The sequence below is a fragment of the Stenotrophomonas bentonitica genome, from assembly GCF_013185915.1.
Classification (GTDB): Bacteria; Pseudomonadota; Gammaproteobacteria; order Xanthomonadales; family Xanthomonadaceae; genus Stenotrophomonas; species Stenotrophomonas bentonitica.
On sequence record NZ_JAAZUH010000003.1, the window covers coordinates 170457 to 193705 of the forward strand.

The 23249-nt window shown below is 67.7% G+C and carries 18 protein-coding genes and 1 pseudogene; 11 read left to right on the top strand and 8 right to left on the bottom strand.

What is annotated here, in order from left to right; all coding sequences use genetic code 11:
* Positions 1-233 precede the first annotated feature (233 nt).
* On the bottom strand, positions 234-4118 hold the full coding sequence (gene purL, locus HGB51_RS16695) for a phosphoribosylformylglycinamidine synthase (RefSeq protein WP_070207680.1): 3885 nt from the start codon (positions 4116-4118) through the stop codon (positions 234-236).
* A gap of 301 nt (positions 4119-4419) precedes the next feature.
* On the opposite strand from purL, the gene HGB51_RS20470 reads away from it, so the two are divergent.
* The 3 genes from HGB51_RS20470 (at position 4420) to HGB51_RS16710 (ending at position 8125) form a co-directional block, all read left to right on the top strand.
* On the top strand, positions 4420-6501 hold the full coding sequence (locus HGB51_RS20470) for a glycosyl hydrolase family 18 protein (RefSeq protein ID WP_070207679.1): 2082 nt from the start codon (positions 4420-4422) through the stop codon (positions 6499-6501).
* A gap of 211 nt (positions 6502-6712) precedes the next feature.
* Positions 6713-6964, top strand: coding sequence for a hypothetical protein (locus tag HGB51_RS16705; protein WP_141739114.1), 252 nt, complete (start codon positions 6713-6715; stop codon positions 6962-6964).
* Positions 6965-7060: 96 nt separating this feature from the next.
* On the top strand, positions 7061-8125 hold the full coding sequence (locus tag HGB51_RS16710) for a hypothetical protein (protein WP_070207678.1): 1065 nt from the start codon (positions 7061-7063) through the stop codon (positions 8123-8125).
* A 40-nt stretch (positions 8126-8165) separates the two neighbouring features.
* On the opposite strand, the gene HGB51_RS16715 is transcribed toward HGB51_RS16710, so the two are convergent.
* A complete protein-coding gene (locus HGB51_RS16715) occupies positions 8166-8963 on the bottom strand; it encodes a thioredoxin fold domain-containing protein (RefSeq protein WP_070207677.1) in 798 nt (265 codons plus the stop codon).
* Between the two features lie 315 nt (positions 8964-9278).
* Between HGB51_RS16715 and HGB51_RS16720 the strand changes: the two genes are divergently transcribed.
* Positions 9279-9947, top strand: coding sequence for a hypothetical protein (locus tag HGB51_RS16720; RefSeq protein ID WP_141739113.1), 669 nt, complete (start codon positions 9279-9281; stop codon positions 9945-9947).
* Positions 9948-10025: 78 nt separating this feature from the next.
* Here HGB51_RS16720 and xerD read toward each other — a convergent pair whose 3' ends face one another.
* Positions 10026-11003 (bottom strand): site-specific tyrosine recombinase XerD, encoded by a 978-nt coding sequence (xerD, locus tag HGB51_RS16725; protein WP_070207675.1) that lies wholly within the window; start codon positions 11001-11003, stop codon positions 10026-10028.
* A gap of 30 nt (positions 11004-11033) precedes the next feature.
* Between xerD and HGB51_RS16730 the strand changes: the two genes are divergently transcribed.
* The gene (locus HGB51_RS16730; protein ID WP_070207674.1) at positions 11034-11507 is read left to right on the top strand and encodes an RDD family protein; all 474 of its coding nucleotides are present in this window, start codon (positions 11034-11036) and stop codon (positions 11505-11507) included.
* 30 nt (positions 11508-11537) lie between these two features.
* Here the strand turns inward: HGB51_RS16730 and lptG are convergent, their stop codons facing one another.
* Together lptG and lptF are read right to left on the bottom strand one after the other, a co-directional pair.
* Positions 11538-12644, bottom strand: a complete 1107-nt coding sequence (gene lptG / locus HGB51_RS16735) for an LPS export ABC transporter permease LptG (RefSeq protein ID WP_070207673.1) — start codon at positions 12642-12644, stop codon at positions 11538-11540.
* Complete coding sequence (gene lptF / locus HGB51_RS16740; RefSeq protein WP_070207672.1) at positions 12641-13720, bottom strand: LPS export ABC transporter permease LptF; 1080 nt, start codon at positions 13718-13720, stop codon at positions 12641-12643. Before lptF ends, lptG begins: the two co-directional genes overlap by 4 nt.
* Positions 13721-13824: 104 nt before the next feature.
* Here lptF and HGB51_RS16745 point away from each other — a divergent pair, with 104 nt between their 5' ends.
* The 3 genes from HGB51_RS16745 to HGB51_RS16755 all read left to right on the top strand — a co-directional run bounded on the left by HGB51_RS16745 (position 13825) and on the right by HGB51_RS16755 (position 18625).
* Entirely contained in the window at positions 13825-15315 is a 1491-nt protein-coding gene (locus tag HGB51_RS16745; protein ID WP_070207671.1) for a leucyl aminopeptidase, read from the top strand.
* Positions 15302-15727: a DNA polymerase III subunit chi gene (locus HGB51_RS16750; RefSeq protein WP_070207670.1), complete on the top strand. Its 426-nt coding sequence runs from the start codon at positions 15302-15304 to the stop codon at positions 15725-15727. The genes HGB51_RS16745 and HGB51_RS16750 overlap by 14 nt, the downstream gene beginning before the upstream one ends.
* A gap of 72 nt (positions 15728-15799) precedes the next feature.
* Positions 15800-18625 (top strand): valine--tRNA ligase, encoded by a 2826-nt coding sequence (locus HGB51_RS16755; protein WP_070207669.1) that lies wholly within the window; start codon positions 15800-15802, stop codon positions 18623-18625.
* A gap of 3 nt (positions 18626-18628) precedes the next feature.
* On the opposite strand, the gene rimI is transcribed toward HGB51_RS16755, so the two are convergent.
* From rimI to pssA, 3 genes are read right to left on the bottom strand one after another with little or no spacing between them, the layout of a single operon-like run.
* Positions 18629-19126 (bottom strand): ribosomal protein S18-alanine N-acetyltransferase, encoded by a 498-nt coding sequence (gene rimI, locus HGB51_RS16760; RefSeq protein WP_070207668.1) that lies wholly within the window; start codon positions 19124-19126, stop codon positions 18629-18631.
* A complete protein-coding gene (locus HGB51_RS16765) occupies positions 19123-19599 on the bottom strand; it encodes a hypothetical protein (RefSeq protein ID WP_070207667.1) in 477 nt (158 codons plus the stop codon). The genes rimI and HGB51_RS16765 overlap by 4 nt, the downstream gene beginning before the upstream one ends.
* On the bottom strand, positions 19596-20375 hold the full coding sequence (pssA, locus tag HGB51_RS16770; RefSeq protein ID WP_070207666.1) for a CDP-diacylglycerol--serine O-phosphatidyltransferase: 780 nt from the start codon (positions 20373-20375) through the stop codon (positions 19596-19598). Before pssA ends, HGB51_RS16765 begins: the two co-directional genes overlap by 4 nt.
* Positions 20376-20477: 102 nt before the next feature.
* Between pssA and HGB51_RS16775 the strand changes: the two genes are divergently transcribed.
* The 3 genes and pseudogenes from HGB51_RS16775 to HGB51_RS16785 form a co-directional block, all read left to right on the top strand.
* Positions 20478-20858 (top strand): DUF4124 domain-containing protein, encoded by a 381-nt coding sequence (locus tag HGB51_RS16775; protein ID WP_070207665.1) that lies wholly within the window; start codon positions 20478-20480, stop codon positions 20856-20858.
* 61 nt (positions 20859-20919) lie between these two features.
* Positions 20920-22611, top strand: coding sequence for a proline--tRNA ligase (locus tag HGB51_RS16780; protein ID WP_070207664.1), 1692 nt, complete (start codon positions 20920-20922; stop codon positions 22609-22611).
* Positions 22612-22764: 153 nt separating this feature from the next.
* A pseudogene (locus HGB51_RS16785) lies at positions 22765-23136 on the top strand (H-NS histone family protein); the annotation flags it as partial.
* Positions 23137-23249: the final 113 nt, after the last annotated feature.

Sequence of the window (23249 nt, forward strand, 5' to 3'; positions counted from 1 at the left end):
GACCGCGTCAAGACTTTGACGGCAGAAAGTGTTCGAACGCGAGTTGCGTCACACATCTGACTATTCATCAACGTGTTTTGTTAGATCGATGTGAGCAATCTTCATCACGCGCATTCACGCATGTAACGCGCTGTAACTCGTTGCTTCGACACGAGTTGAAATCGCGCGCAAAAAAAAACCGCCGACTGTGTCGGCGGTTTTTCACATGATGCTCACTGCGTCATCACGCGCACTCAGCCGCACCATACTCTTGCGTTGCGGAAAATGCGCAGCCACGGCGAGTCGCCATTCCAGTCCGCAGGACGCCAACTCAGGTTCACTGCGCGCGGCGTGCGCTCCGGGTGCGGCATCATGATGGTGACGCGACCGTCGTTGCTGGTCAGGCCGGTGATGCCGTCGGGCGAACCGTTCGGGTTGAGCGGGTACTGGTTGGCAACGTTGCCATCACCGTCCACGTAGCGCAGGGAGACGCGTGCAGCGGCCTGGTCGACCGGGCTCGCGAACACCGCCTGGCCTTCACCGTGCGCCACCGCCACCGGCAGGCGCGAACCGGCCATGCCACGCAGCAGGATCGACGGCGACTCCACCACTTCCAGCAGCGCGGTACGCGCCTCGAACTGCTCGCTGCGGTTGCGGCGGAACTGCGGCCAGTGCTCGGCACCGGGAATGATGTCCTTGAGCTGGCTCATCATCTGGCAGCCGTTGCACACGCCGAGCGCGAAGCTGTCTTCGCGCGCGAAGAACGCGGCGAACGCATCGCGCAGCGCGCTGCGCTCCAGCACCGACGTTGCCCAGCCGCGACCGGCACCGAGTACGTCGCCGTAGCTGAAGCCACCGCACGCGGCCAGGCCGGTGAAGTCGGACAGCTGGACGCGGCCTTCGATCAGGTCGCTCATGTGCACGTCGAAGCTGTCGAAGCCGGCACGTTCGAAGACGTTGGCCATTTCAATCTGGCCGTTGACGCCCTGCTCGCGCAGCACCGCTACGCGCGGACGCGCACCGGTGTTGATGAACGGGGCAGCGACATCTTCGCTGAGGTCGAAGGTGAGCTTCGGCTTCAGGCCCGGCGCGGTGAAGCTGCGCGCGATGGCGCGTTCCTGGTCGGCGTTGTCCGGGTTGTCGCGCAGCTTCTGCATGGCATGGGTGACCGACCACCAGGCGTCGAACAGCGCTTCCCAGCGCCACTCGACCAGGCTTTCGCCCTGCAGCGAGACCCGCACCACCGGTGCGGTGGTCGGGCGCGCGATGCGCTGCGCGCATTCGGTCAGCGCATGGCGCTCGACCAGGTCGGCGAACGCGGCGCGGTCTTCGCGCGCGATCTGCACCACGGCGCCCAGTTCTTCATTGAACAGGCTGCGGAACGGGTCATCGCCCCACGCGTCCAGGGTGATGTCCAGGCCCTGGCGCGAGGCGAAGGCCATCTCGCACAGGGCGGCGAACGCACCGCCGTCGCTGCGGTCGTGGTACGCCAGCAGCAGGCCGGCCTGGCGGGCGTCGCGGATCAGTTCGAAGAAACCACGCAGGCGCTGCGGGTCGTCCAGGTCCGGCACTGCACCGGCGAATGCCGGCAGCGCGCTGTGGTCGGCATGCACCTGGGCCAGGATCGAGCCGCCCAGGCGCTGCTTGCCCGCGCCCAGGCCAATCAGCCACAGCTCGCTGTCGGTGTCGCGGTCCAGCAGCGGGGTCAGCTGGGTGCTGGCGTCGGCGACCGGCGCAAACGCGGAGATCACCAGCGACACCGGCGACACCGACTTGTGTGCCTGGCCAGCGTCGTGCCACTGCGCCTGCATCGACAGCGAGTCCTTGCCGACCGGAATGCTCAGGTCCAGCTGCGGGCACAGCTCCATGCCCACCGCGCGCACCGCGTCGTACAGCAGCGCGTCTTCACCGTTGTGGCCGGCTGCGGCCATCCAGTTGGCCGACAGCTTCACCGTTTCCAGCGAATCGACCGGGGCCGCGCACAGGTTGGTGATGGCCTCACCGACCGCCATGCGCGCCGACGCAGCCGCATCGAGCAGGGCCAGCGGGGTGCGCTCGCCAATGGCCATCGCTTCACCGGCCAGGGTGTCGAAGCCGGCCAGGGTGATCGCGACGTTGGCCAGCGGCAGCTGCCACGGACCGATCATCTGTTCGCGCGCGGTCAGGCCACCGACGCTGCGGTCGCCGATGGTGACCAGGAAGTTCTTCGAGGCCACCGACGGGTGTGCAAGCACGCGCAGGCCGGCCTCGTGCAGGTCCAGCCCGTGGGTCTTCAGCGCAGGCCAGCGCGGTGCCGGCGGGTGCGCGGTGTCGCGGTGCATCTTCGGCGGCTTGCCGAACAGCACGTCCATCGGCAGGTCGATCGGCGCGTCGGGCGGAATGTTGCCCACCGTGGCGCCGTAGGCGACCACCAGGCGTTCTTCCGCCGTGGCCACGCCGACCGCGGCGAACGGGCAGCGCTCGCGCGCGCACAGCGCGGCGAACTCGGCCAGCCGCGCCTGCGGCACGCCGAGCACGTACCGTTCCTGCGACTCGTTGCACCACAGCTGCATCGGCGACAGCGACGGATCGTCGGTGGGCACCTTGCCCAGGTCGATCACACCGCCCACGCCGGAGTCGTGCAGCAGCTCGGGAATGGCGTTGGACAGGCCACCGGCACCCACGTCATGGAACCAGCGGATCGGGTTGTCCAGGCCGAGCGCGACGCAGCGGTCGATCACTTCCTGGCAGCGCCGCTCCATTTCCGGGTTGTCGCGCTGCACGCTGGCGAAGTCCAGGTCCTCGGCGCTTTCGCCGGAAGCCACCGAACTGGCCGCACCGCCGCCCAGGCCGATCAGCATGGCCGGGCCGCCGAGCACGATCACCGCGTCGCCGGGCTGCAGCTTGAGCTTTTCCACCTGCACCTGGTCGATCGCGCCGAGGCCACCGGCCAGCATGATCGGCTTGTCGTAGGCGCGGGTCAGGCCGTCGCCTTCGGGCAGCTCGAAGCTGCGGAAGTAGCCGAGCAGGTTGGGCCGGCCGAACTCGTTGTTGAAGGCGGCGCCGCCGAGCGGGCCCTCCAGCATGATGTCCAGCGCCGGGGCCATGCGCGGGTTCAGCGCGCGCGGCGCTTCCCACGGCTGCGGCAGGGTCGGAATGCGCAGGTGCGAGACCGAGAAGCCGGTCAGGCCGGCCTTGGGCTTGCCGCCGCGACCGGTGGCGCCTTCATCGCGGATCTCGCCGCCGGCGCCGGTCGAGGCGCCCGGGAACGGAGCGATCGCGGTCGGGTGGTTGTGCGTTTCCACCTTGATGCAGAACGCCGAATCCACCACCGGCTCGCTGCGGTACTGGCCGCTGGCCGGGTCCGGCCGATAGCGCGCGGCCGGGAAACCGGCCACCACCGCCGCGTTGTCGCTGTAAGCGCTCAACGTGTGCTGCGGGGTCTGCTGGTGGGTGTTCTTGATCATCCGGAACAGCGAGTGCGGCTTGTCCGCGCCGTCGATGGTCCAGCTGGCGTTGAAGATCTTGTGCCGGCAGTGCTCGGAATTGGCCTGCGCGAACATCATCAGTTCCACGTCCGACGGCTTGCGGCCCAGTTCGCCGAAGCGCTGGCGCAGGTAGTCGATCTCGTCCTGGGCCATGGCCAGGCCGAGCCGGCGGTTGGCCTCTTCCAGGTCGTCCAGCGCCACCCGCTCCAGCTCGCCACGGGCCGGCGCGGTGAACAGCGCCTGGGCCTGGGCGGCGTCGTCCAGCACCGACTGGGTCATCGGGTCGTGCAGCGCGCGCACCAGCGCCTCGCGGGCGTCGGCGTCGGCCGGCCAGCCGGCCAGGTCGATGCGCAGGCCGCGTTCCACCCGGCGGATCGGCTGCCCGGCGCCACGCACCAGCTCGGTGGCCTTGCTCGACCACGGCGACAGCGTGCCCAGGCGCGGCACCACGAAGCGGGTGACGGCACCGGCCTCCTGCGGCGCCAGCGCGGGCTGGGCTTCCAGGATCCGGCTCAGGATCGCCGGGTCCGGCGTGGCCTCGCCCTCGGTCTGGATGAAGTAGACGTGCCAGGCACCGGTGATGCGAACGTCGGCGGCAAGGGACTGCAGGCGGGTTTCAAGCCGTTCGCGGCGGAACGGCGAAAGGGCGGATGCGCCCTCGAGGACCATCATGTCCGGGGAACCGTGGTTGGAGACGGGGCCCACTATTGTACCGGTCCGACGCCCCCGGGTGGTCGCTGCGGGGCCACCGCCGGCCCGGCCCGGTTCACCGACCAGCCGCCCGAACCTTGCGCTGGCGCACGGAATGGCGGGGCGATCCATGACAACGTTGCCACGACCCGCCCAGCAGGATGCCCGGCGGGACCCTGTCCGCCCCCACTGCTGTTGCCGGCCCCTCTCACCGGCCCCGGACCTGCTGCAACGCTGGCCGACACCCTGCCGACCAGCGCCCACCCTTGATCGGAGTACGACCATGGCTGACCCGATTGCGCGCAGTAAGGTGACATCGTTATCCCCCCGCTGGCTGCTGGCCTTGGCGCTGGCCTCGGCCACCCTCGCCCCCAGCCTTGCCCAGGCCGCCAGCTGTAGTGGCGTGGGCGAGTGGAATCCCTCGGTGATCTACCAGGCCGGCACCACCCTGCAGAAGGGCGGCGTGCTGTACCGGGCCAACCAGACCATCTGGAATGCCCCGCCCGACCACCCGGCCGGCGCGCAGTACTACACCAACCTGGGCGCCTGCGACAGCGGCGGCAGCAACCAGCCGCCCAGCGTCAGCCTGACCTCGCCGGCCAACGGCGCCAGCTTCAGCGCCGGCAGCAGCATCACCGTGAGCGCCAACGCCAGCGACGCCGACGGCAGCGTGAGCAAGGTCGAATTCTTCCGTGGCGGCACCTCGCTCGGCATCGACACCAGCGCGCCCTACAGCGTGACCTGGGCCAATGCCTCGGCCGGCACCCACACCTTCAAGGCAGTGGCGACCGACAACAACAATGCGGTGACGTCTTCGGCCACGGTGAGCGTGACCGTGAACGCGGCCAGCAACGACACCACCGCACCCAGCGTGCCGGGCGGGCTGTCCTCGCCCTCGAAGACCGCCACCACGGTCAACCTGGCCTGGACCGCAGCCACCGACAACAGCGGCGGCAGCGGCGTGGCCGGCTATGACGTGTACCGCAACGGCGCCCTGGTCGGTTCGCCCAGCGCCACCCAGTACACCGACGGCGGGCTCACCGCCAGCACCGCCTACACCTACCGGGTGCGTGCGCGCGACAACGCCGGCAACGCCTCGGCGCAGAGCGCGTCGATCAGCGTCACCACCGCAGCGGGCGGTGGCGGTGGCGGCAACAAGCGGGTGATCGGCTACTTCACCCAGTGGGGCATCTACGGCCGCAACTACCGGGTCAAGAACATCGACACCAGCGGCTCGGCCAGCAAGCTGACCCACATCAACTACGCGTTCGGCAACGTGCGCAACAACCGCTGCGAAGTGGGCGTCACCCAGCCTTCGGACCCGAACACCGGGGCCGGCGGCGACGCATTCGCCGACTACACCAAGGCCTTCCAGGCCGGTGAAAGCGTCAGCGGCAGCGCCGACACCTGGGACCAGCCGCTGCGCGGCAACTGGAACCAGCTCAAGCAGCTCAAGGCCAAGCACCCGAACGTGAAGGTGCTGATCTCGCTCGGTGGCTGGACCTGGTCGCGCGGCTTCTCCAGCGCGGCGCAGCCGGCCAACCGCCAGGCCTTCGTGGCGTCGTGCATCGACGCCTACATCAAGGGCAACCTGCCGGTCACCGACGGTGCCGGTGGCGTGGGCGCGGCGGCCGGCGTGTTCGACGGCATCGACATCGACTGGGAGTACCCGGTGGCGTGCGGGCTGAGCTGCGGTACTGCGGCCGACAACGCCAACTTCACCGCGCTGATGGCCGAGTTCCGCCGCCAGCTCGATGCGGTGCGCCCGGGTCTGTTGCTGACCGTGGCGGTAGGCGCGGGCATCGACAAGATCCGCGTGACCGACCCGGCGGCGTACCACGGCTATCTCGACTACATCAACGTGATGACGTACGACTTCCACGGCGCGTTCGACCCGATCACCGGCCACCATTCGGCGCTGTTCGATTCGCCGTCGGATCCGTCGACCGGCGATACCAAGCTGTACAACAGCAACGACGCGATGGAAGCCTTCATCGCGCGTGGCGTGCCGGCCAGCAAGCTCAACCTGGGCATCGGCTTCTACGGTCGCGGCTGGACCAACGTGCCGAACGTCAACAACGGGCTGTACCAGAGCGGCAGCGCAGCGGCGGGTACGTACGAAGCGGGCATTGAAGACTGGAAGGTGCTGAAGAACCTCAACCATCCGATCTTCACCGACGCCAACGCACGCGCCACCTGGAGCTACAACGGCGCCACGTTCTGGAGCTTCGACACCCCGGCGATGGTCACCGAGAAGATGGGCTACGTGAAGGCCCAGGGCCTGGGCGGCGCGTTCTTCTGGGAGTTCAGCGGTGACGACACCCAGGGCACGCTGGTGAACACGATCAGCAATGGCTTGAAGTAACGCGCAGGACGCGCCCGGGGCTGCGATGGCTCCGGGCGCGGTACGGCGTGCAGTCGCACGCAATGAGCATTATTTGAAAGTGCAGCTGCATCGCCTGACCCAGACTCGCCCGGCAACGGCTCACTACCGACACGGGACTCAGATGTTCAGGGCAAATAACGCGAGTGCAGGCGGGACGTCCGATACCCATGCAGCGCGCACTCCTCCACCCGTGCCACCACGTCCGCCAAAGCCGGACAGCGCGGGCAGCCAGCTTTCCAGCGTAAGCAATGGCCCCGCCGCCAGCAGGGGTTACGACTGGGACAGCGACTTCAAGGATGTTGCGTACACCGAAGCAGAGATGGCGTGGTTCAACGCGCGCTTCAGGCGTGAAGACGCCGAGATTGCCGAAGCACAGCGCCACTGGTGGCCGGAGTCCGCTACAGCACGCACACAACCGTACGGCGATCAGGCGCCACGCTGAACAGAGCCGCCGGATGCATGGGTGAGGCATTCCTGGAAGTCATGGCCGGCCAGCACCGAATAATGGCGATTCTTCCTCACTGGCGCATGCTACCCAATGCGTACTCCCACCGTATTCCTGCGCGTCGGCGCAGCGTTCGGCAACCAGGCCGCACAACGCAAGCTGGAAGGACGGGAGGCACTGAAGCCTCTCACCCTCAAGGAGATCCGGAACAACAAGAAGGGGGCGTGGGCGCCGGCCCCGCCCATGTTCACGGCGTTCCACATACCCCGCGCCAAGACTGGCGCAGCATCACTGCCGCGCGCATGCGTGCCGGCGACAGTCGCCAACGTCCTACGGCCGCCTGTCTCAATCGTCAAAACCTCGGACACCAGCTGGCTCCACCATGGTTGGGGGGCGTCGCCGGCGAAGGAAAGCCCGTCCATCGCCGGGTCCACGCTGGACCGACAGGCGGCTTCGCTGATCCAGTCCGAGAGGCAACTGACGAGCTTTTTCGGCGAGAACGATACGCACGATGTGTCTACGGCTGGCGGCGGGCTGGCGCCGCTGGTCAACCGCACGCTCATGGACAGCAGGGAAAACACGCCCATCACATTCATGCCCGCCCGTAACGGGAGCGCGCCTGAGATACCGCCCGTGGATTACGACAGCGACACGCCGACCGTCGACTACAATTCGGACGTCGAAAGCGACCTTGACAGCGACGATGGCTCTATCGGGTCGGTGATCGACAGCGATTCGGACGATGAGTGGGACTATGTTTCGCCTTCGGAGATGATCCAGGCGAAGCGGCTGTTCGATCAGGAAACGTGCGATATCAGAAAGGCCGATCAGGCGTCTGCGTTGCTGCAGAGCCGGCCAGCGGCCGGCAATACCGCTGCCGTGCAAACTGAAAGCAAGCAGGAGTCCACCGCACCTCTTTCCGACGCGAACACGCTCACTCTGATCGAGGAAATCCGCGCCGCGAAGGACACCCTGAAACTGCGCAAGGTGGAGGTTTCGGAGGCCCCCAGGATCGTGGAATCCAGCGGGGTGCCGGACGAGCGAAGCATGCTCGCTTCATTCAACAGTTTTGACAGCATCCATAAGCTCACCAGCGAGTCGGACGCCGATACAAGCGGCTATCTCACCGACCGGTCCGAGCCGGACTTCAGCGTCTAAGCCACCAGCACCCCGGATCCATGATCCGGGTGCGCATGCTTCAACGAGCCTGGCGCTCCAGCGCCTTGACCAGCTGCGCCGGCGGCACGTAGCCGCCCAGCTGGGTGCCATCGGCGGCGAACACCGCCGGGGTGCCGCTCACGCCGACCTGCTGGCCGAGGTCGTACTGCATCGCCACCGGGCTGGTGCAGTTCTTCGGGGCGACCGGCTGGCCCTGCTTGGCATGGGTCAGCGCCTGGCGGCGGTCGGTCGCGCACCAGACCGAAACCATGTCGGTGAAGTCCTTGCTGGCCGGGCCCATGCGCGGGAAGGCCAGGTATTCAACGGTGATGCCGAGCTTGTTCAGTTCCGGGATGTCCTGGTGCATCTTGCGGCAGTAGCCGCATTCGATGTCTGTGAACACCGTCAGGGTGTGCTTGGGATTGGGCGCAGCGAACACGATCCGGTCGCCGCGCGGCACCTTGTCCAGCAGCGCCTTGCGGTAGGCCAGCAGGCCGGCGCTGCTGGCCGGGGCGCGGTTCTGGATGTCGTAGGGCTGGGACTGCATCAGGTAGCGGCCGTCGTCGGAGACGTACAGCACCTGGCCGCCCACCAACACCTCGCGGAAGCCCGGGAATGGCGCGGCGCCGACGTAGTCCGGCTTGAACTTCGGGTCCAGCCCGGCCAGCGCGCTGCGCACGGTCTGGTCGGCATTGGCATTGCCTGCGGCGGCGGGAGCGGCCGGTGTGGCGGCACTGCTGCCCGGCTTCGCGGCCGGCGTGGCGCCGGGGGCAGCCGGCTGGGCGCAGGCGGTCAGGCTGAGCGCACCGAACAGGGCCACGGTAAGGACTCGACGCATCTGTACATCCACGGGTGAGAGTGCGCGGATTCTCGCACAGGCAGCCGGGCGGCACTGTGGTGGCCCTGCGCCCGAGTGGGCAACCGGTCACGTGGTGAGTGATTCATGGAAGCAATGGCAGGGACCCGAAGGCATGCTCGGCCGCCCCGTGATTGACCCCATCTATCAATGCATTCCGCTTCCGCGATAGCACTCACCTTCAAGGCCCGGGTATTGGGCAGCACCTCTGCCCGGGTGGCGTTGGCCGTCGCCGCCCCTCACAGGGGCCTTCGCGTAGAGCGCGCCCTGCGCAGCATAGCGAACAGTGAGTCAGCGATGATCGGCGCCTACTGGAAAGGCAGACTCGATGTCCCTCGGCTGCTGGAGCGCAGCCATCAACTGGCTCACCTGCGTGTGCTGATGAACCCAAGCAACCAGCCAAGCCAGCAATATCAGCTGGAGGAGAGGTTGCTCAACCTTTGCCAGCGCCATCGCCCTCGCGACATGGACATGAGCACGCGACCGGCCAAAGCGCTGCAGGCCGTGATGACAGCCGATGCCACCGCTGCGCGTGCGCGAAACGCGCTTGTAACCTCATACTGGAACGGTGAACTCAATGACTTCAAGGACTTCCGGACCATGTTCAGGGAGGCCACTGCAGGTGACTCCCACAGTTCGAACGGCCCGGACGCACTCTCGCTCGCGGCCGCGTACCAATTGAAGGCGCAGGCGCCCGAGATTGGTCATGGTCGCGAGCTTGCCCGTCTGGAAAGATTCATAGAGCAGTTGGGGCTTGCGGCCGTCCTTGACCCCGCGCGCCGCGACAGTGTTGCGTCGCTGGCGCCGAGCAGGATTTCCCGCCATGACGTGGCGTCGAAGGCTGCCATTTTCGGTTCTGGCGATGCCACCGACGATGACAGTGGGTGGGAGTCGGATGGTTCGGGGACATGCGATGTACGCGAGTCTTCGGGGTCTCCGTTGGATCCAAACGAGACCTGCGTTTAGGAGCAGCCACGCAGGGCGTGGCTCTACCGTGGTCTGTCGCCATCCGTTCCGGGGCTGCACGGTCACGGGGCTACGGTTTCACCCGCGCGGGTGGTGCTTCGCGTGCAGCTTCTGCAGGTGCTCGCGCGCGACCAGGGTGTAGATCTGCGTGGTGGACAGCGAGCTGTGGCCGAGCAGCATCTGCAGGGCGCGCAGGTCGGCGCCCCGGTTGAGGAGGTGGGTGGCGAAGCTGTGGCGCAGGCCATGCGGGCTGATCCGTACCGGGTCGATCCCGGCAAGCGCGGCGTACTTTTTCACCAGCGCCCAGAACTGCTGGCGGCTCAGCGGATGCAGTGACAGTTCCAGGAACAGCGGCACGCTGCCGTCGCGGGCGGCGGGTACGCTGCGGGTGCCGGTGATCTGGGGCCGTGCCTGCTGCAGGTAGCGCTCCAGCCAGTGCTGGGATTCCTCGCCCAGCGGCACCAGCCGTTCCTTGCTGCCCTTGCCGGTCACCCGCAGCACGCCCTGGCGGAGGTTGACCGCGTTGGCCGGCAGGTCCACCAGTTCGCTCACGCGCAGGCCGGCGGCGTACATCAATTCGAGCATGGCGCGGTCGCGCAGGCCGAGCGGCTGCTCCACGTCGGGTGCGGCCAGCAGCGCGTCGATCTGGCTCTCAGCGAGGGCCTTGGGCAGCAGTCGCGGCAACCGCGGCGGGTCCAGCAGCGCGCTGGGATCTTCGCTGCGCAGCCCGCGCCGCAGGGCGTCGCCGTAGAACGCGCGCAACGCTGACAGCAGGCGCGCATTGCTGCGCGGCGACCAGCCGTGTTTCGCGCGCCAGGCCAGGTAGTCGAACAGGCCGGCGCGGTCGATGCCGGCCAGGCCGCCGCCTTTACCGTCGCGCCAGCGCGCCAGCCCTTCCAGGTCGCGCCGATAGCTGTCCAGGCTGGCCCGGGCCAGGCCCTGCTCGGCCCAGATCGCGTCGAGGAAGTGGCGGATCGAGGCGGCGTCGTCGGCGCGCAGTTCGGGCAGGTACTGCACCAGCTGGCGGCGCGCGGCGGGCGTGGAGGGGGTGGACATGCGCACAGGATACGCAGGTATGCTCGGCGCATGAGCACGCCGACCGTTGCCGCCACCGATACGTCCCGCCCCAGCGCGCTGCTGCACTGGCGGCTTTTGGCCCTGTTGTATGACTTCTTCCCGGCACTGGCGCTGTGGATGCTGGCCGGCGCGTTGTTCACCGCCGGCTACGCGGTGGGCCACGCGGCACGCGACAACATCGCGCCGTTCAGTGCGCTGCAATGGGCGCTGTGGGTGTGCTGTTGGGTAGTGACCGGGCTGTACGCCACGATGAGCTGGCGGCGCGGCGGGCAGACCCTGGGCATGCGGCCGTGGCGGCTGCAGGTGGTGGGCGCCGATGGCAGCGCCCCTACCGCGAGGAAGCTCTGGATCCGCTACGCGGTAGGCACCGTCTCAACCGCGCTGGGCGGGTTGGGATTCTGGTGGGCGTTGGTCGACCGGGAACGTCTTGCCTGGCACGACCGCGCAAGCGGTACGCGGTTGCGACGTAATCCGAAACGGTGAAGGGATGCATGGGCCGGCCAACGGCCGGCGCTACCCCGACTTCCGCCGGAACAACATCCCCGACACCACCAGCATCACGATCGGCGGCAGCGCGTACGCGATGCGGTAATCGAACTTCAACGCGCCGGCCATGCGCCCGAAGAACAGCTGCAGCAGCCAGAAGCCCAGCGCGAACAGGATGCCCAGGAACAACCGCTTTCCCATCCCGCCGCTGCGCAGCGAACCAAAGGCGAACGGCACCGCGGCCAGGCACAGCGCCAGCACGTTGAGCGGGTAGAACCAGCGGCTCCAGTAGATGTCTTCGTAATCGCGCGCGTCCAGCCCGTTGCGCTTGCGGTACTCGATGCTGGTGCGCAGGTCGCGCGCGGCCAGGTTGCGCGGCTTGGAGAACCCGGACGCCAGCGCCCCGGCGTCCAGCTGCGAATCCCACTTCTCCGACTCGGCCGTGGTGCGCGTGGCCGAGCGTTCATTGAAGGTGTCGCGACGCACCTTGTTCAAGGTCCAGCCGTTGGCGTCATGCACCACCGATTCGGCATGGGTCAGCGATGCGATCTTGCCGTCTTCGGCAATCTTGTAGAGGCGCACGTCGTTGAGGATCAGGCGCGTGCCGGCGCCCGGCAACAGCTGCTCGTCGCCGCTGCCCGCGCTGAGGAAGGTGTCGCCTTCGCGCACCCACACCCCGGAATAGCGCGAGGCGGCCAGGCTCTGACCGGACTTGGCGCTGGCCTTGATGTTGTCCGAGCGCTGCTGCGCCCACGGCGCCAGCGTCTCACCGTTCAGCACCATCACCGCGGTCATCAGCGACAGCGCGATCGCCACCGAGGCGCTGAGCCGCTTGCGCGACAGCCCCAGCGCGCGCAGCGCGGTCAGCTCGGAGGTCGCGGCCATCTGGCCCAGGCCCATCAGCGCGCCGATCACCGCTGCGGTGGGGAAGAACGTATAGGCGCGGCGCGGGACGGTGTAGAGCACCCCGGCCGCGGCATGGCCGAGCGTATAACCGCCCTTGCCCACGTCCTTGAACTCGCCGGAGAACGCCATCACCACGTCCAGGCCCACCAGCACGGCCCAGGTGATCAGCACGGTGCTGAACACCGCCCGGCCCAGGTACAGGTCGAACCGCATCGGAAGAAGCTTCATGCGGTCCTCCGCGGGCGCGACAGCTTGCCGTCACGCAGGTACATCCAGATCGCCAGCGCCAGCAGCGGCAGGCTCAACCACCATAGCCCCACCGTACCCGACAGCTTGCCGTCGGCGATCCAGCGGGTACCAATGAACATCAGGTTCATGCCAACCATGTAGGCGAGGAAGGCCAGCATCATGCGTCCGTAACGCTGCTGGCGCGGCGAACTGCGCGCCAGCGGCACGGTCATCAACGCGAAGGCCAGTGCGATCAGCGGCGGGGTGATGCGCGAATGCAGCTGCGCCTGCGCCTCCGGGCGCTCGTCGCCGAACAGCTGCGTGGTCGGCAGCAGCTCGGGGTCCTTCTCGTCGCGGGTCACCGCACCGTCGGGCAGGGCCACGTCATTGCGGGCGAAGGTCATCAGGCGGTAGTCCAGCGCGCCGTTGGCCGGGCCCTCGATCTGGTGCCCGTCGTCCAGTTGCAGGTAGCGCTGGCGGTCGCCTTCGAAGAACATCTTGCCGCTGGCCGCCGACGCCACCTCGATCCGGTCCCCGCGCGAACGCTGCAGGAAGATCCGGCCCAGCCCGCTGCCGTCGGGGCTGACTGAGGACAGGTAGACCACCCCGCCGTTGGGCAGCATGGTGAATTTGCCCGACTCCAGCCCGGCCATGACCAGGCTGCGGTTGGCGCTTTCGATCATCTGCTCGCTGGTCCGGTCGGCCCAGGGCCCCAGCCACAGCGAGCACAGGCCCACCAGTCCCACCACCGGCAACACCAGCATCAGCACCGGCCGCAGCAGCCGCTTGGGGCCCACGCCAATGGCGGTGAGCACCGCCATTTCCGAGTCCCGGTACAGCCGCGCAACCGCCAGGAGCATGCCCAGCATCAGGGCAAGCGGCAGGATCAGCGGCATGTAGACGATGAACTGCAGGCCCAGCTGGGAGAACAGCAGCTTGGCCGGGAGGCGGCCGTCGGCGATGTTGCCGAGGATGTCCACCAGCACGCCACCCACGCTTACGACCAGCAGGACGATCAGGGTGGCCAGGAAACTCTGGACGAAATCACGCAGGAGATAGCGATCGAGCTTCGACATGGGGCGGTGGTTTAAACTCTCGGATTCGTTCGCGTGGCTGCCCAGTCTACTGACGGGACGTAAACAGCTCGCGATTGTACGGATTTGCCAACGGAATCTGATCAATGGCCCTCGAATTTACCCTGAATCACGCGTCCCCGGCATCGGCCGAGGTCGACTGCGTCATCGTCGGCGCCTACGCCGACCAGACCCTGAGCCCGGCGGCACAGGCCCTGGACGCCGCTTCCGGTGGCCGCCTGGCCGCCCTGGTCGCCCGCGGCGATGTCAGCGGCAAGACCGGCGCCACCACCCTGCTGCATGACGTGGACGGCGTGTCCGCCCCGCGCGTGCTGGTGGTCGGGCTGGGCGAACCGGCCAAGTTCGGCGTGCCGCAGTACCTGAAGGCGGTCGGCGACGCCAGCCGCGCGCTGAAGAGCGGGGTCAACCGCCACGCGCTGTTCACCCTCTCCGAGCTGGAGATCAAGGGCCGCGACGCCGCCTGGAACATCCGCCAGGCCGTGATCGCCGCCGACCATGCCAGCTACCGCTACACCGCTACCCTGGGCACCAAGAAGCCCGAAGCCCCGGGCCTGGCCACGCTGGCCATCGCCGGCACCGACGCCCAGGCCCTGCTGCAGGGCCAGGCCATCGCCGCCGGCGTGCAGCACGCCCGCGAGCTGGGCAACCTGCCGCCGAACCTGTGCACCCCGGCCTATCTGGCCGAGTCCTCGGTTGCCTTCGCCCAGGCCCACGCCGGCGCCGAAGCCGAGATCCTGGACGAAACCGCCATGGAAGCCCTGGGCATGGGCTCGCTGCTGGCCGTGGCCCGCGGCTCGGCCAACCGCCCGCGCATGGTGGTGCTGAAGTGGAACAACGGCGGCAACGCCAAGCCGTACGTGCTGGTCGGCAAGGGCATCACCTTCGACACCGGTGGCGTGAACCTGAAGACCCAGGGCGGCATCGAGGAAATGAAGTACGACATGTGCGGTGGCGCCAACGTCATCGGCACCTTCGTCGCCGCGGTCACCGCCAAGCTGCCGCTGAACCTGGTGGTAGTGGTGCCGGCGGTGGAAAACGCCATCGACGGCAACGCCTACCGTCCGTCCGACGTGATCACCTCGATGTCGGGCAAGACCATTGAAGTGGGCAACACCGACGCCGAAGGCCGCCTGATCCTGTGCGACGCGCTCACCTACGCGCAGCGCTTCGAGCCGGCCGCACTGGTCGACGTGGCCACCCTGACCGGCGCCTGCCTGGTCGCGCTGGGCCACCAGACCGCCGGCCTGATGACCAAGCACGACGACCTGGCCAACGAACTGCTGGCCGCCGGCGAGCACGTGTTCGACCGCGCCTGGCGCCTGCCGCTGTGGGACGAATACCAGCCGATGCTGGATTCCAGCTTCGCCGATGTCTACAACATCGGCGGCCGCTGGGCCGGTGCGATCACCGCCGGCTGCTTCCTGTCGCGCTTCACCGAAGGCCAGCGCTGGGCGCACCTGGACATCGCCGGCGTGGCCAGCGACGAAGGCAAGCGTGGCATGGCCACCGGCCGCCCGGTCGGCCTGCTGACCCAGTGGCTGCTGGACCAGGCCGGCCGCGCAAATGTCGCGGGCTGATTTCTACCTGATCGCCAAGCCGCGGTTCCTGACCGAACCGCTGCGCCTGGTCTGCGAGCTGGCCCGCAAGGCCAACGACGCCGGGTTGCAGACCCTGGTGCTGGCCCGCGACCAGGCCCAGGCCGAGGAGCTGGACGAGCTGCTGTGGTCGTTCGACGACGATGCCTACATTCCGCACCAGATCGCCGGGGAAGACGCCGACGAGGAAGAAGCGCTGGTGCTGATCGCAGTGCCGGGCAGCACCGCCCCGTCGCGGCCGCTGGTGATCAACCTGCGCGACGACCCGTACCTGGGCGCCTGCGACCGGGTGCTGGAAGTGGTGCCGGCCGACCCGGCCGCGCGCGAACCGCTGCGCGAGCGCTGGCGCCAGTACAAGGCGCTGGACTTCACCCTGAACAAGTACGACATGTAAGCCCGTGCCGGCGCCCTTGATCGGGCCGGCCGGCGCCCTGATCCTTTATTCATTGCCTCCTGGTTGCCCCGCATGACCCAACTTGCCTCCAGCTACGACCCCAAGACCTTCGAAACGGAGCTGTACGACTCCTGGGAGAAGGCCGGGCACTTCAAGCCGTCCGGCAAGGGCGAGCCGTACACCATCCTGCTGCCGCCGCCGAACGTGACCGGCACGCTGCACATGGGCCATGCCTTCCAGCAGACCCTGATGGACGCGCTGGTGCGCTACCACCGCATGCGCGGCTACGACACGCTGTGGCAGGTGGGTACCGACCACGCCGGCATCGCCACCGAAATGGTGGTCTCGCGCAACCTGGCGCTGGCCGGCAACGGCGAAAGCCGCGACTCGCTGGGGCGCGAAGGCTTCATCGAGAAGGTGTGGGAATGGAAGGCGCAGTCGGGCGACATCATCGAGCGCCAGATGCGCCGCATGGGCACCTCGGCCGACTGGTCGCGCAGCACCTTCACCATGGACCCGCAGCCGTCCGAAGCGGTGGTCGAGGCGTTCCTGCGCTGGCATGAGCAGGGCCTGATCTACCGTGGCCAGCGCCTGGTCAACTGGGACCCGGTGCTGAAGACCGCCATTTCCGACCTGGAAGTGGAAAGCGTGGAGGAAGACGGTTTCCTGTGGTCGATCGCCTACGCGTTGGAAGACGGCGCCAGCTACGAGCATGTCGAGCGCGACGCCGACGGCGTTGAAACCCTGCGCGAAACCCGCCATTACCTGGTGGTGGCCACCACCCGCCCGGAAACCCTGCTGGGCGACACCGCGGTGATGGTGCACCCGGAAGACGAACGCTACGCGCACCTGATCGGCCGCAGCGTCACCCTGCCGCTGACCGGGCGCAGCGTGCCGGTGATTGCCGACGAGTACGTGGACCGTGCGTTCGGCACCGGCGTGGTCAAGGTCACCCCGGCGCACGACTTCAACGACTACCAGGTCGGCCTGCGCCACAACCTGCCGATGATCAACCTGTTCACCCCGGTGGCGGCGATCAACGACAACGCCCCGGAAAAATACCGTGGCCTTGATCGTTACGAAGCGCGCAGGGTGATCCTGGCCGAGCTGGAAGAACTGGGCATCCTGGTCGAAACCAAGGCGCACATGCTGCAGGTGCCGCGTGGCGACCGTACCCAGCAGGTGATCGAGCCGTACCTGACCGACCAGTGGTTCGTGAAGATGGACGCGCTGGCAAAGCGCGGCCTGGAACTGGTGGAGAACGGTTCGATCCAGTTCGTTCCGGCCAACTGGATCAACACCTACCGCCACTGGATGGAAAACATCCAGGACTGGTGCATCAGCCGCCAGCTGTGGTGGGGCCACCGCATTCCGGCGTGGTTCGACGACGCCGGCACCTGCTACGTGGGCCGCGACGAAGCCGACGCGCGCGCGCGCGCCGGACTGGGCGCGGACGTGGTGCTGCGCCAGGACAGCGACGTGCTGGAAACCTGGTTCTCCTCGCAGCTGTGGCCGTTCTCGACCCTGGGCTGGCCGAACGAGCAGGCGATGGCCGAGCGTGGCTTCGAGCGTTACCTGCCGTCCTCGGTGCTGATCACCGGGTTCGACATCATCTTCTTCTGGGTGGCGCGCATGATCATGGCCACCGACAGCTTCACCGGGAAGATCCCGTTCAAGGACGTCTACATCACCGGCCTGATCCGCGATGCGCAGGGCCAGAAGATGTCCAAGTCCAAGGGCAACGTGCTCGACCCGCTGGACATCATCGACGGCATTTCCATCGACGACCTGGTCGCCAAGCGCACCACCGGGCTGATGAAGCCCAAGGACGCGCCGAAGATCGAGAAGCAGACCCGCAAGGATTTCCCGGACGGCATCATCGCCCACGGGGCCGACGCGCTGCGCTTCACCATCGCCGCGCTGGCCACCCACGGCCGCGACATCAAGTTCGACATGAGTCGCGCCGAGGGCTACAAAAACTTCTGCAACAAGCTGTGGAACGCCAGCCGCTTCACCCTGATGAACACCGAAGGCGCGCAGTTCAGCGGCGTGCCGCAGCCGCGTACCGACGCCGAGCGATGGATCCTGGCGCGGCTGGCGGCGGTGTCGGCCGAAGCGCAGGGGCACTACGCCAACTACCGCTTCGACCTGCTGGCGCAGGCGCTGTATGAGTTCGCCTGGAACGAGTTCTGCGACTGGTTCCTGGAGCTGACCAAGCCGGCGCTCAACGGCGACAACGCCGAGGACGCGGCCAGCACCCGCCACACCCTGCTGTACGTGCTGGAAGCGCTACTGCGCCTGCTGCACCCGCTGACCCCGTTCGTGACCGAGCAGCTGTGGCGCCAGGTCGCCCCGCGCCTGGGCCTGGACGCGGACACCATTTCGCTGCGCGCCTACCCGACCGCCGAGGAGTTCGCCGGCGATTACGCACGTGCGGAAGCAGACGTGGAATGGCTGAAGTCGATGGTCAATGCATTGCGCCGTGTGCGCAGTGAATTGAACCTGCCGCCGGCCAAGCAGGTGTCGCTGCTGCTGCAGGGTGGCAGTGAAGAGGACCGCAATCGTGTTGCGCGCTTCACCTCGTCGCTGTCGTTCCTGCTCAAGCTGGAACGCATCGAATGGCTGGCTGCCGACGCGGACACCCCGCCGGCTGCCGCCGCCATCGTGGGCGAGCTGAAGCTGCTGGTGCCGCTGGAGGGCCTGGTCGACCTGGGCGCCGAACGCGCCCGCCTGGACAAGGAAATCGGCCGGGTGGAGTCGGAGAAGGAGAAGAGCGCGATGAAGCTCTCCAAGTTCACCGACAAGGTACCGGCCGCCGTGGTCGAGCAGGAGCGCGTGCGCCTGGTCGAGTGGACCACGCAGCTGGAAGGGTTGGTCGCGCAGCGCGCGAAGCTGTAAGGGTTACAACGGCGGCATCACCGTGATGTCGCCGTCCACCAGCTCCATCGCCATCACCAGCGCATCCTCGCGTCCGTCCTTGGCCGGGTAATACCGCGGCCGGCGGCCAATCTCATTGAAGCCTTCGCTGTGGTACAGCGCCACGGCCGGCGTGTTGGACGGGCGCACTTCCAGGAACACACGCTGCGCCCCGTGGTCGCGCGCCAGCTTCACCAGCGCGCGGAACAGCATCCGCCCCAGGCCACGCGTCTGGCTGTAGGGGTCGATGCATACGTTCAACACATGCGCCTCGTCGGCGGCGATGCTGAGCACGCCGTAGCCGACCAGCACGCCGTCGTCTTCCATCGCCAACGCCGGATACCCGGCGCGCAGGCAGTCGACGAAGATGCCGCGCGTCCACGGGAACGGGTAGCCGCGCAGTTCGATCTCCATCACCGCGTCGAGATCGGCCTCGCGCAGCGCGCGCAGCGCCGGCGGGCGCGGCGAGCTGACCGCGCTCACGCGGTGCCCCGCCTGCGCAGTGCCCTCAACTGCGGCCACAGCGCGCGCTTGGCGGCCGCGTTGCCGCGCAGTTCGTCCAGGTTCCAGCTGGCCATCAGCGCCTGGGTGTCAGGATCGTTCGGGTTGCAGCCGGAGGCGCGCAGCAGGGCGATCTGCAGCGGCGGCGGCATGCGCACGGCCGGGCGGCGGGTCCCGGTGCGTGGGGGTGTGGGTGCGGACGGTGCTTCGTCAGCAGGGGCGTTGCGGCGCGGCGGCGTGGGCGCGCCGTCGGGTCGGGTGGGGGCTGCGTCCTGACGGGGAGCGGCTTCGTTCAGCCGGGCAGGGCCCGGCTCTACCGCCGGGATTGCGCCCAGCTCCACCACCGGTTCCGGGGCCGCTTCAATGCTGCCGTCCACGAACACCGTATACCCCATCGCCTGCAGCCAGGACTGCTGGGCGGGGGTCCACAGCGGCGGGGCGGCCGGGGTGCTCACGCGGTCGGCTCGGCCGGCTTGCGGGTGCGCTGCCAGATCCAGCTGACCGGGCCGGACAACGCATAGATCACGCCCATCGCGAACAGCACGCGCGGCAGGTCGATGACCATGATCGCAATGGCAATCGGCACCAGCGCCAGCGCCAGGAACGGCACGCGGTCGGCGCGCGGGCCCTTCTCGCCACCGCCCTTGAAGCTCCAGAAGCGGATCCGGCTGACCATCAGCAGGGCCGCGACCAGGGTCACGCCCAACGCCACGTAGCGCAGCTCATTGCCGTCCCAGCCCAGCGCGCCGTCGGCGAAGGCCCACACGAAGGACATCATCAGCCCGGCCGCGGCCGGACTGGCCAGGCCGATGAACCAGCGCTTGTCGACCACGCTGACCTGGGTGTTGAAGCGGGCCAGGCGCAGCGCCGCGCAGGCCGCATACAGGAAGGCCACCGCCCAGCCGACCCGGCCCATGATCGGGTCGTCGAACTTCAGCCAGGACAGCGACCAGTGGTACATCACCAGCGCCGGGGCCATGCCGAAGCTGACCAGGTCGGCCAGCGAGTCGTACTGCACGCCGAACTCGCTGCTGGTGCCGGTCAGCCGGGCCACGCGGCCGTCCAGGCCGTCCATGACCGCGGCCACGAACACCGCGATGGCGGCATTGACGAAGTCGCCATTGGCGGCGGCGATGATCGCGTAGAACCCCGCGAACAGGCCGGCCGTGGTGAACAGGTTGGGCAACAGGTAAATGCTGCGCGAGCGCGGCGGGGGTTTCATCTGATCCATGCGGCCAGTTTAGTGGCTGCGGCCCGGTTTGGGGGGAGGCTTGCCAGCGCCGGGCGGGAATGCTGCAATCGCGCACCTGACCCCTTGCTGCCCGGAGTTGCCATGCGTGCCCTGCCCCTCGTGTGCTGCCTGCTGCTCGTCAGCGCAACGGCCAGCGCCGGAAACGTCTACAAGTGGAAGGATGCCAATGGCGTCACCCAGTACTCGGAGAAGCCGCCGACCGGCCAGAACGCCGAGCAGCGCCAGATCCAGAGCCGCGACCCGGCCGCCGGCAGCACCGCGGCCAAGGCAGCCGCGCCTGCCGACTCGACCGACTGCACCAATGCCCGCAACAATCTGACCCTGCTCAATGGCAAGGGCGATGTGATGCAGGACACCGACGGCGACGGCAAGCCGGACAAGGCGCTGGACGCAGACCAGCGCACCGCCCAGAAGGGCCTGGCTGAAGCCGCCATCAAGGCGTACTGCAAGCCGGCGGCCTGACAGGCCATATCCGGGAGGGTCGTGTCAGAATATCGGTTTCCGCCGTTCAGCGAAGCCGACGATGCGCCTCTCCCAGTTCCACCTGCGTACCACCAAGGAAACCCCCAGCGATGCCGAGCTCACCAGCCACCGGCTGATGCTGCGCGCGGGCATGATCCGCAAGCTGGCCTCGGGGCTGTACATCTGGTCGCCGCTGGGCCTGCGCGTGCTGCGCAAGGTCGAGCGCATCGTGCGCGAGGAAATGGAAAATGCCGGCGCGGTGGAATTCCAGGTGCCGACCATCCAGCCCAAGGAACTGTGGGAAGCCACTGGCCGCTGGGAAAAGTTCGGCCCGCAGCTGCTCAAGATCAAGGACCGCAAGGAGCAGGTGTTCTGCTACAGCCCCACCGCTGAAGAGGCCGCGGCCGATTTCGCGCGCCAGGAGCTGTCCAGCTACAAGCAGCTGCCGGTCAACTTCTTCCAGATCCAGACCAAGTTCCGCGACGAGATCCGCCCGCGCTTCGGCGTGATGCGCGCGCGCGAGTTCCTGATGAAGGACGCCTACTCCTTCCACCTGGACGACGACTGCCTGGTGCGCGAGTACGAGAACATGAAGGCCGCCTACGCCCGCGTGTTCACCCGCCTGGGCCTGGACTTCCGCATGGTGCAGGCCGACTCCGGCGCGATCGGCGGCGATGCCTCGCAGGAATTCCACGTGATCGCCGACTCGGGCGAAGACGCGCTGGTGTTCTCCACCGGCTCGGACTACGCGGCCAACATGGAAGCGGCAGTGGCGGCAGAGCCTGCCCCGCGCGCGGCCGCCAGCGAAGCACTGCGCAAGGTCGAAACCCCCACCCAGAAGACCTGCGAGGCGGTTGCCGCCATGCTCGGCCTGGGCCTGGAGCGCACCGTGAAGTCGGTCGCGATCATGACCGAGGCCGGCTTCGTGCTGGCGCTGGTGCGCGGCGACCACGAGGTCAATGAAATCAAGCTGGGCAAGGTGGACGGCCTGCAGGGCTACCGCATGGCCGGCGAAGCGGAAATCGCCACGCACCTGGGCAGCGAGCCGGGCTTCCTGGGCCCGCTCAGCCCGGCCAAGCCGATCCGCATCGTGGCCGATCGCGACGTTGCGGCCATGGCCGACTTCGTGGTCGGTGCCAATGAAGTCGGTTTCCACATTGCCGGCGTGAACTGGGGTCGCGACCTGCCCGAGCCGGAAGTGGCCGACATCCGCAACGCGAAGGAAGGCGACCGCGCCGCCGACGGTGGCGAACTGCGCGTGGCCCGTGGCATCGAAGTGGGCCATGTGTTCCAGCTCGGCCGCCAGTATGCGCAGGCCCTCAATGCCACCGTGCTGGACGAGAACGGCAAGGCGCAGGTGATGGCGATGGGCTGCTACGGCATCGGCATTTCCCGCATCGTCGCTGCAGCGATTGAGCAGAACCATGACGATGCCGGCATTATCTGGCCGGACGCGATGGCGCCGTGGCAGGTGGTGGTGTGCGTGATCAATCCGAAGCAGGACGAAAGCGTTTCCACTGCCGCCGCCGAACTGCTGGCGGAACTGCAGGCCGCCGGCCTGGATGCGGCGCTGGACGACCGTGGCCTGCGCCCGGGCAACATGTTCGCCGACATCGAATTGATCGGCGTGCCGCACCGCGTGGTGGTGTCCGAACGCGGCCTGGCGGCCGGGACCTTCGAATACCGTGCCCGCAGCGCCAGCGAAGCGGAAAGCCTGGACCGCGCTGGGTTGATGGCCAAGCTGACGAAATGATGACGGATGCCGGGTGAAAGACCCCGGCATTTAATTGTCCCATTTCCATTGATTATTCCTACAAGCTGTGCATGCGGCAAATGAGAATGTATGCTGTTGCCGATGCCAGGGACTGGCCACACCCGTCCTTCTTTCTAGATTCCGGAGTAGTTGATGAGTATTGACCTGAGTGGTTTGTCTGCCAAAGAGCTGGGCGCCCTGATCAAGAACGCCAAGAAGCAGCAGACCATCGTCGCAAAGCGTCCGGCCCTCACCAAGGTCCGCGCCCAGTTGAGCAAGCTGGCCAAGGCCAACGGCTACACCCTGGAAGAAGTGGCGGGCGTTGCGGCCCCCACCCGCGGCCGCGCCGCCAAGGCGACCAAGGCCGCCCCGGCCAAGGCCGTGCGCAAGCTCGGCAAGGTGGCCCCGAAGTACCGCAACCCGGCCAACCCCAAGGAAACCTGGACCGGCCGTGGCAAGCAGCCGCGCTGGCTGGCCGCGCACACCACCAAGGGCAAGAAGCTGGAAGATTTCCTGATCAAGAAGTAAGCGGCGCGCCGATGGCGCACGCATTGAAGACGCCGGCGGGATGCCGGCGTTTTTTTATGTCCGCCCCAATGTGTTTTTGCGCAAATCCAAGCGTAGAGACACGCCATGCG

Bases quoted from the DNA above. Each gene is read 5' to 3' on its own strand.
- HGB51_RS16750 (WP_070207670.1), top strand. From the start codon at position 15,302: ATGTCGCGGGCTGATTTCTACCTGATCGCCAAGCCGCGGTTCCTGACC.
- pssA (WP_070207666.1), bottom strand. From the start codon at position 20,375: ATGGATCAGATGAAACCCCCGCCGCGCTCGCGCAGCATTTACCTGTTG.
- xerD (WP_070207675.1), bottom strand. From the start codon at position 11,003: ATGTCCACCCCCTCCACGCCCGCCGCGCGCCGCCAGCTGGTGCAGTAC.
- HGB51_RS16780 (WP_070207664.1), top strand. From the start codon at position 20,920: ATGCGCCTCTCCCAGTTCCACCTGCGTACCACCAAGGAAACCCCCAGC.
- HGB51_RS16745 (WP_070207671.1), top strand. From the start codon at position 13,825: ATGGCCCTCGAATTTACCCTGAATCACGCGTCCCCGGCATCGGCCGAG.
- HGB51_RS16720 (WP_141739113.1), top strand. From the start codon at position 9,279: ATGATCGGCGCCTACTGGAAAGGCAGACTCGATGTCCCTCGGCTGCTG.
- HGB51_RS16730 (WP_070207674.1), top strand. From the start codon at position 11,034: ATGAGCACGCCGACCGTTGCCGCCACCGATACGTCCCGCCCCAGCGCG.
- HGB51_RS16755 (WP_070207669.1), top strand. From the start codon at position 15,800: ATGACCCAACTTGCCTCCAGCTACGACCCCAAGACCTTCGAAACGGAG.
- HGB51_RS16715 (WP_070207677.1), bottom strand. From the start codon at position 8,963: ATGCGTCGAGTCCTTACCGTGGCCCTGTTCGGTGCGCTCAGCCTGACC.
- lptG (WP_070207673.1), bottom strand. From the start codon at position 12,644: ATGAAGCTTCTTCCGATGCGGTTCGACCTGTACCTGGGCCGGGCGGTG.
- HGB51_RS16710 (WP_070207678.1), top strand. From the start codon at position 7,061: ATGCGTACTCCCACCGTATTCCTGCGCGTCGGCGCAGCGTTCGGCAAC.
- purL (WP_070207680.1), bottom strand. From the start codon at position 4,118: ATGATGGTCCTCGAGGGCGCATCCGCCCTTTCGCCGTTCCGCCGCGAA.
- HGB51_RS16775 (WP_070207665.1), top strand. From the start codon at position 20,478: ATGCGTGCCCTGCCCCTCGTGTGCTGCCTGCTGCTCGTCAGCGCAACG.
- lptF (WP_070207672.1), bottom strand. From the start codon at position 13,720: ATGTCGAAGCTCGATCGCTATCTCCTGCGTGATTTCGTCCAGAGTTTC.
- HGB51_RS20470 (WP_070207679.1), top strand. From the start codon at position 4,420: ATGGCTGACCCGATTGCGCGCAGTAAGGTGACATCGTTATCCCCCCGC.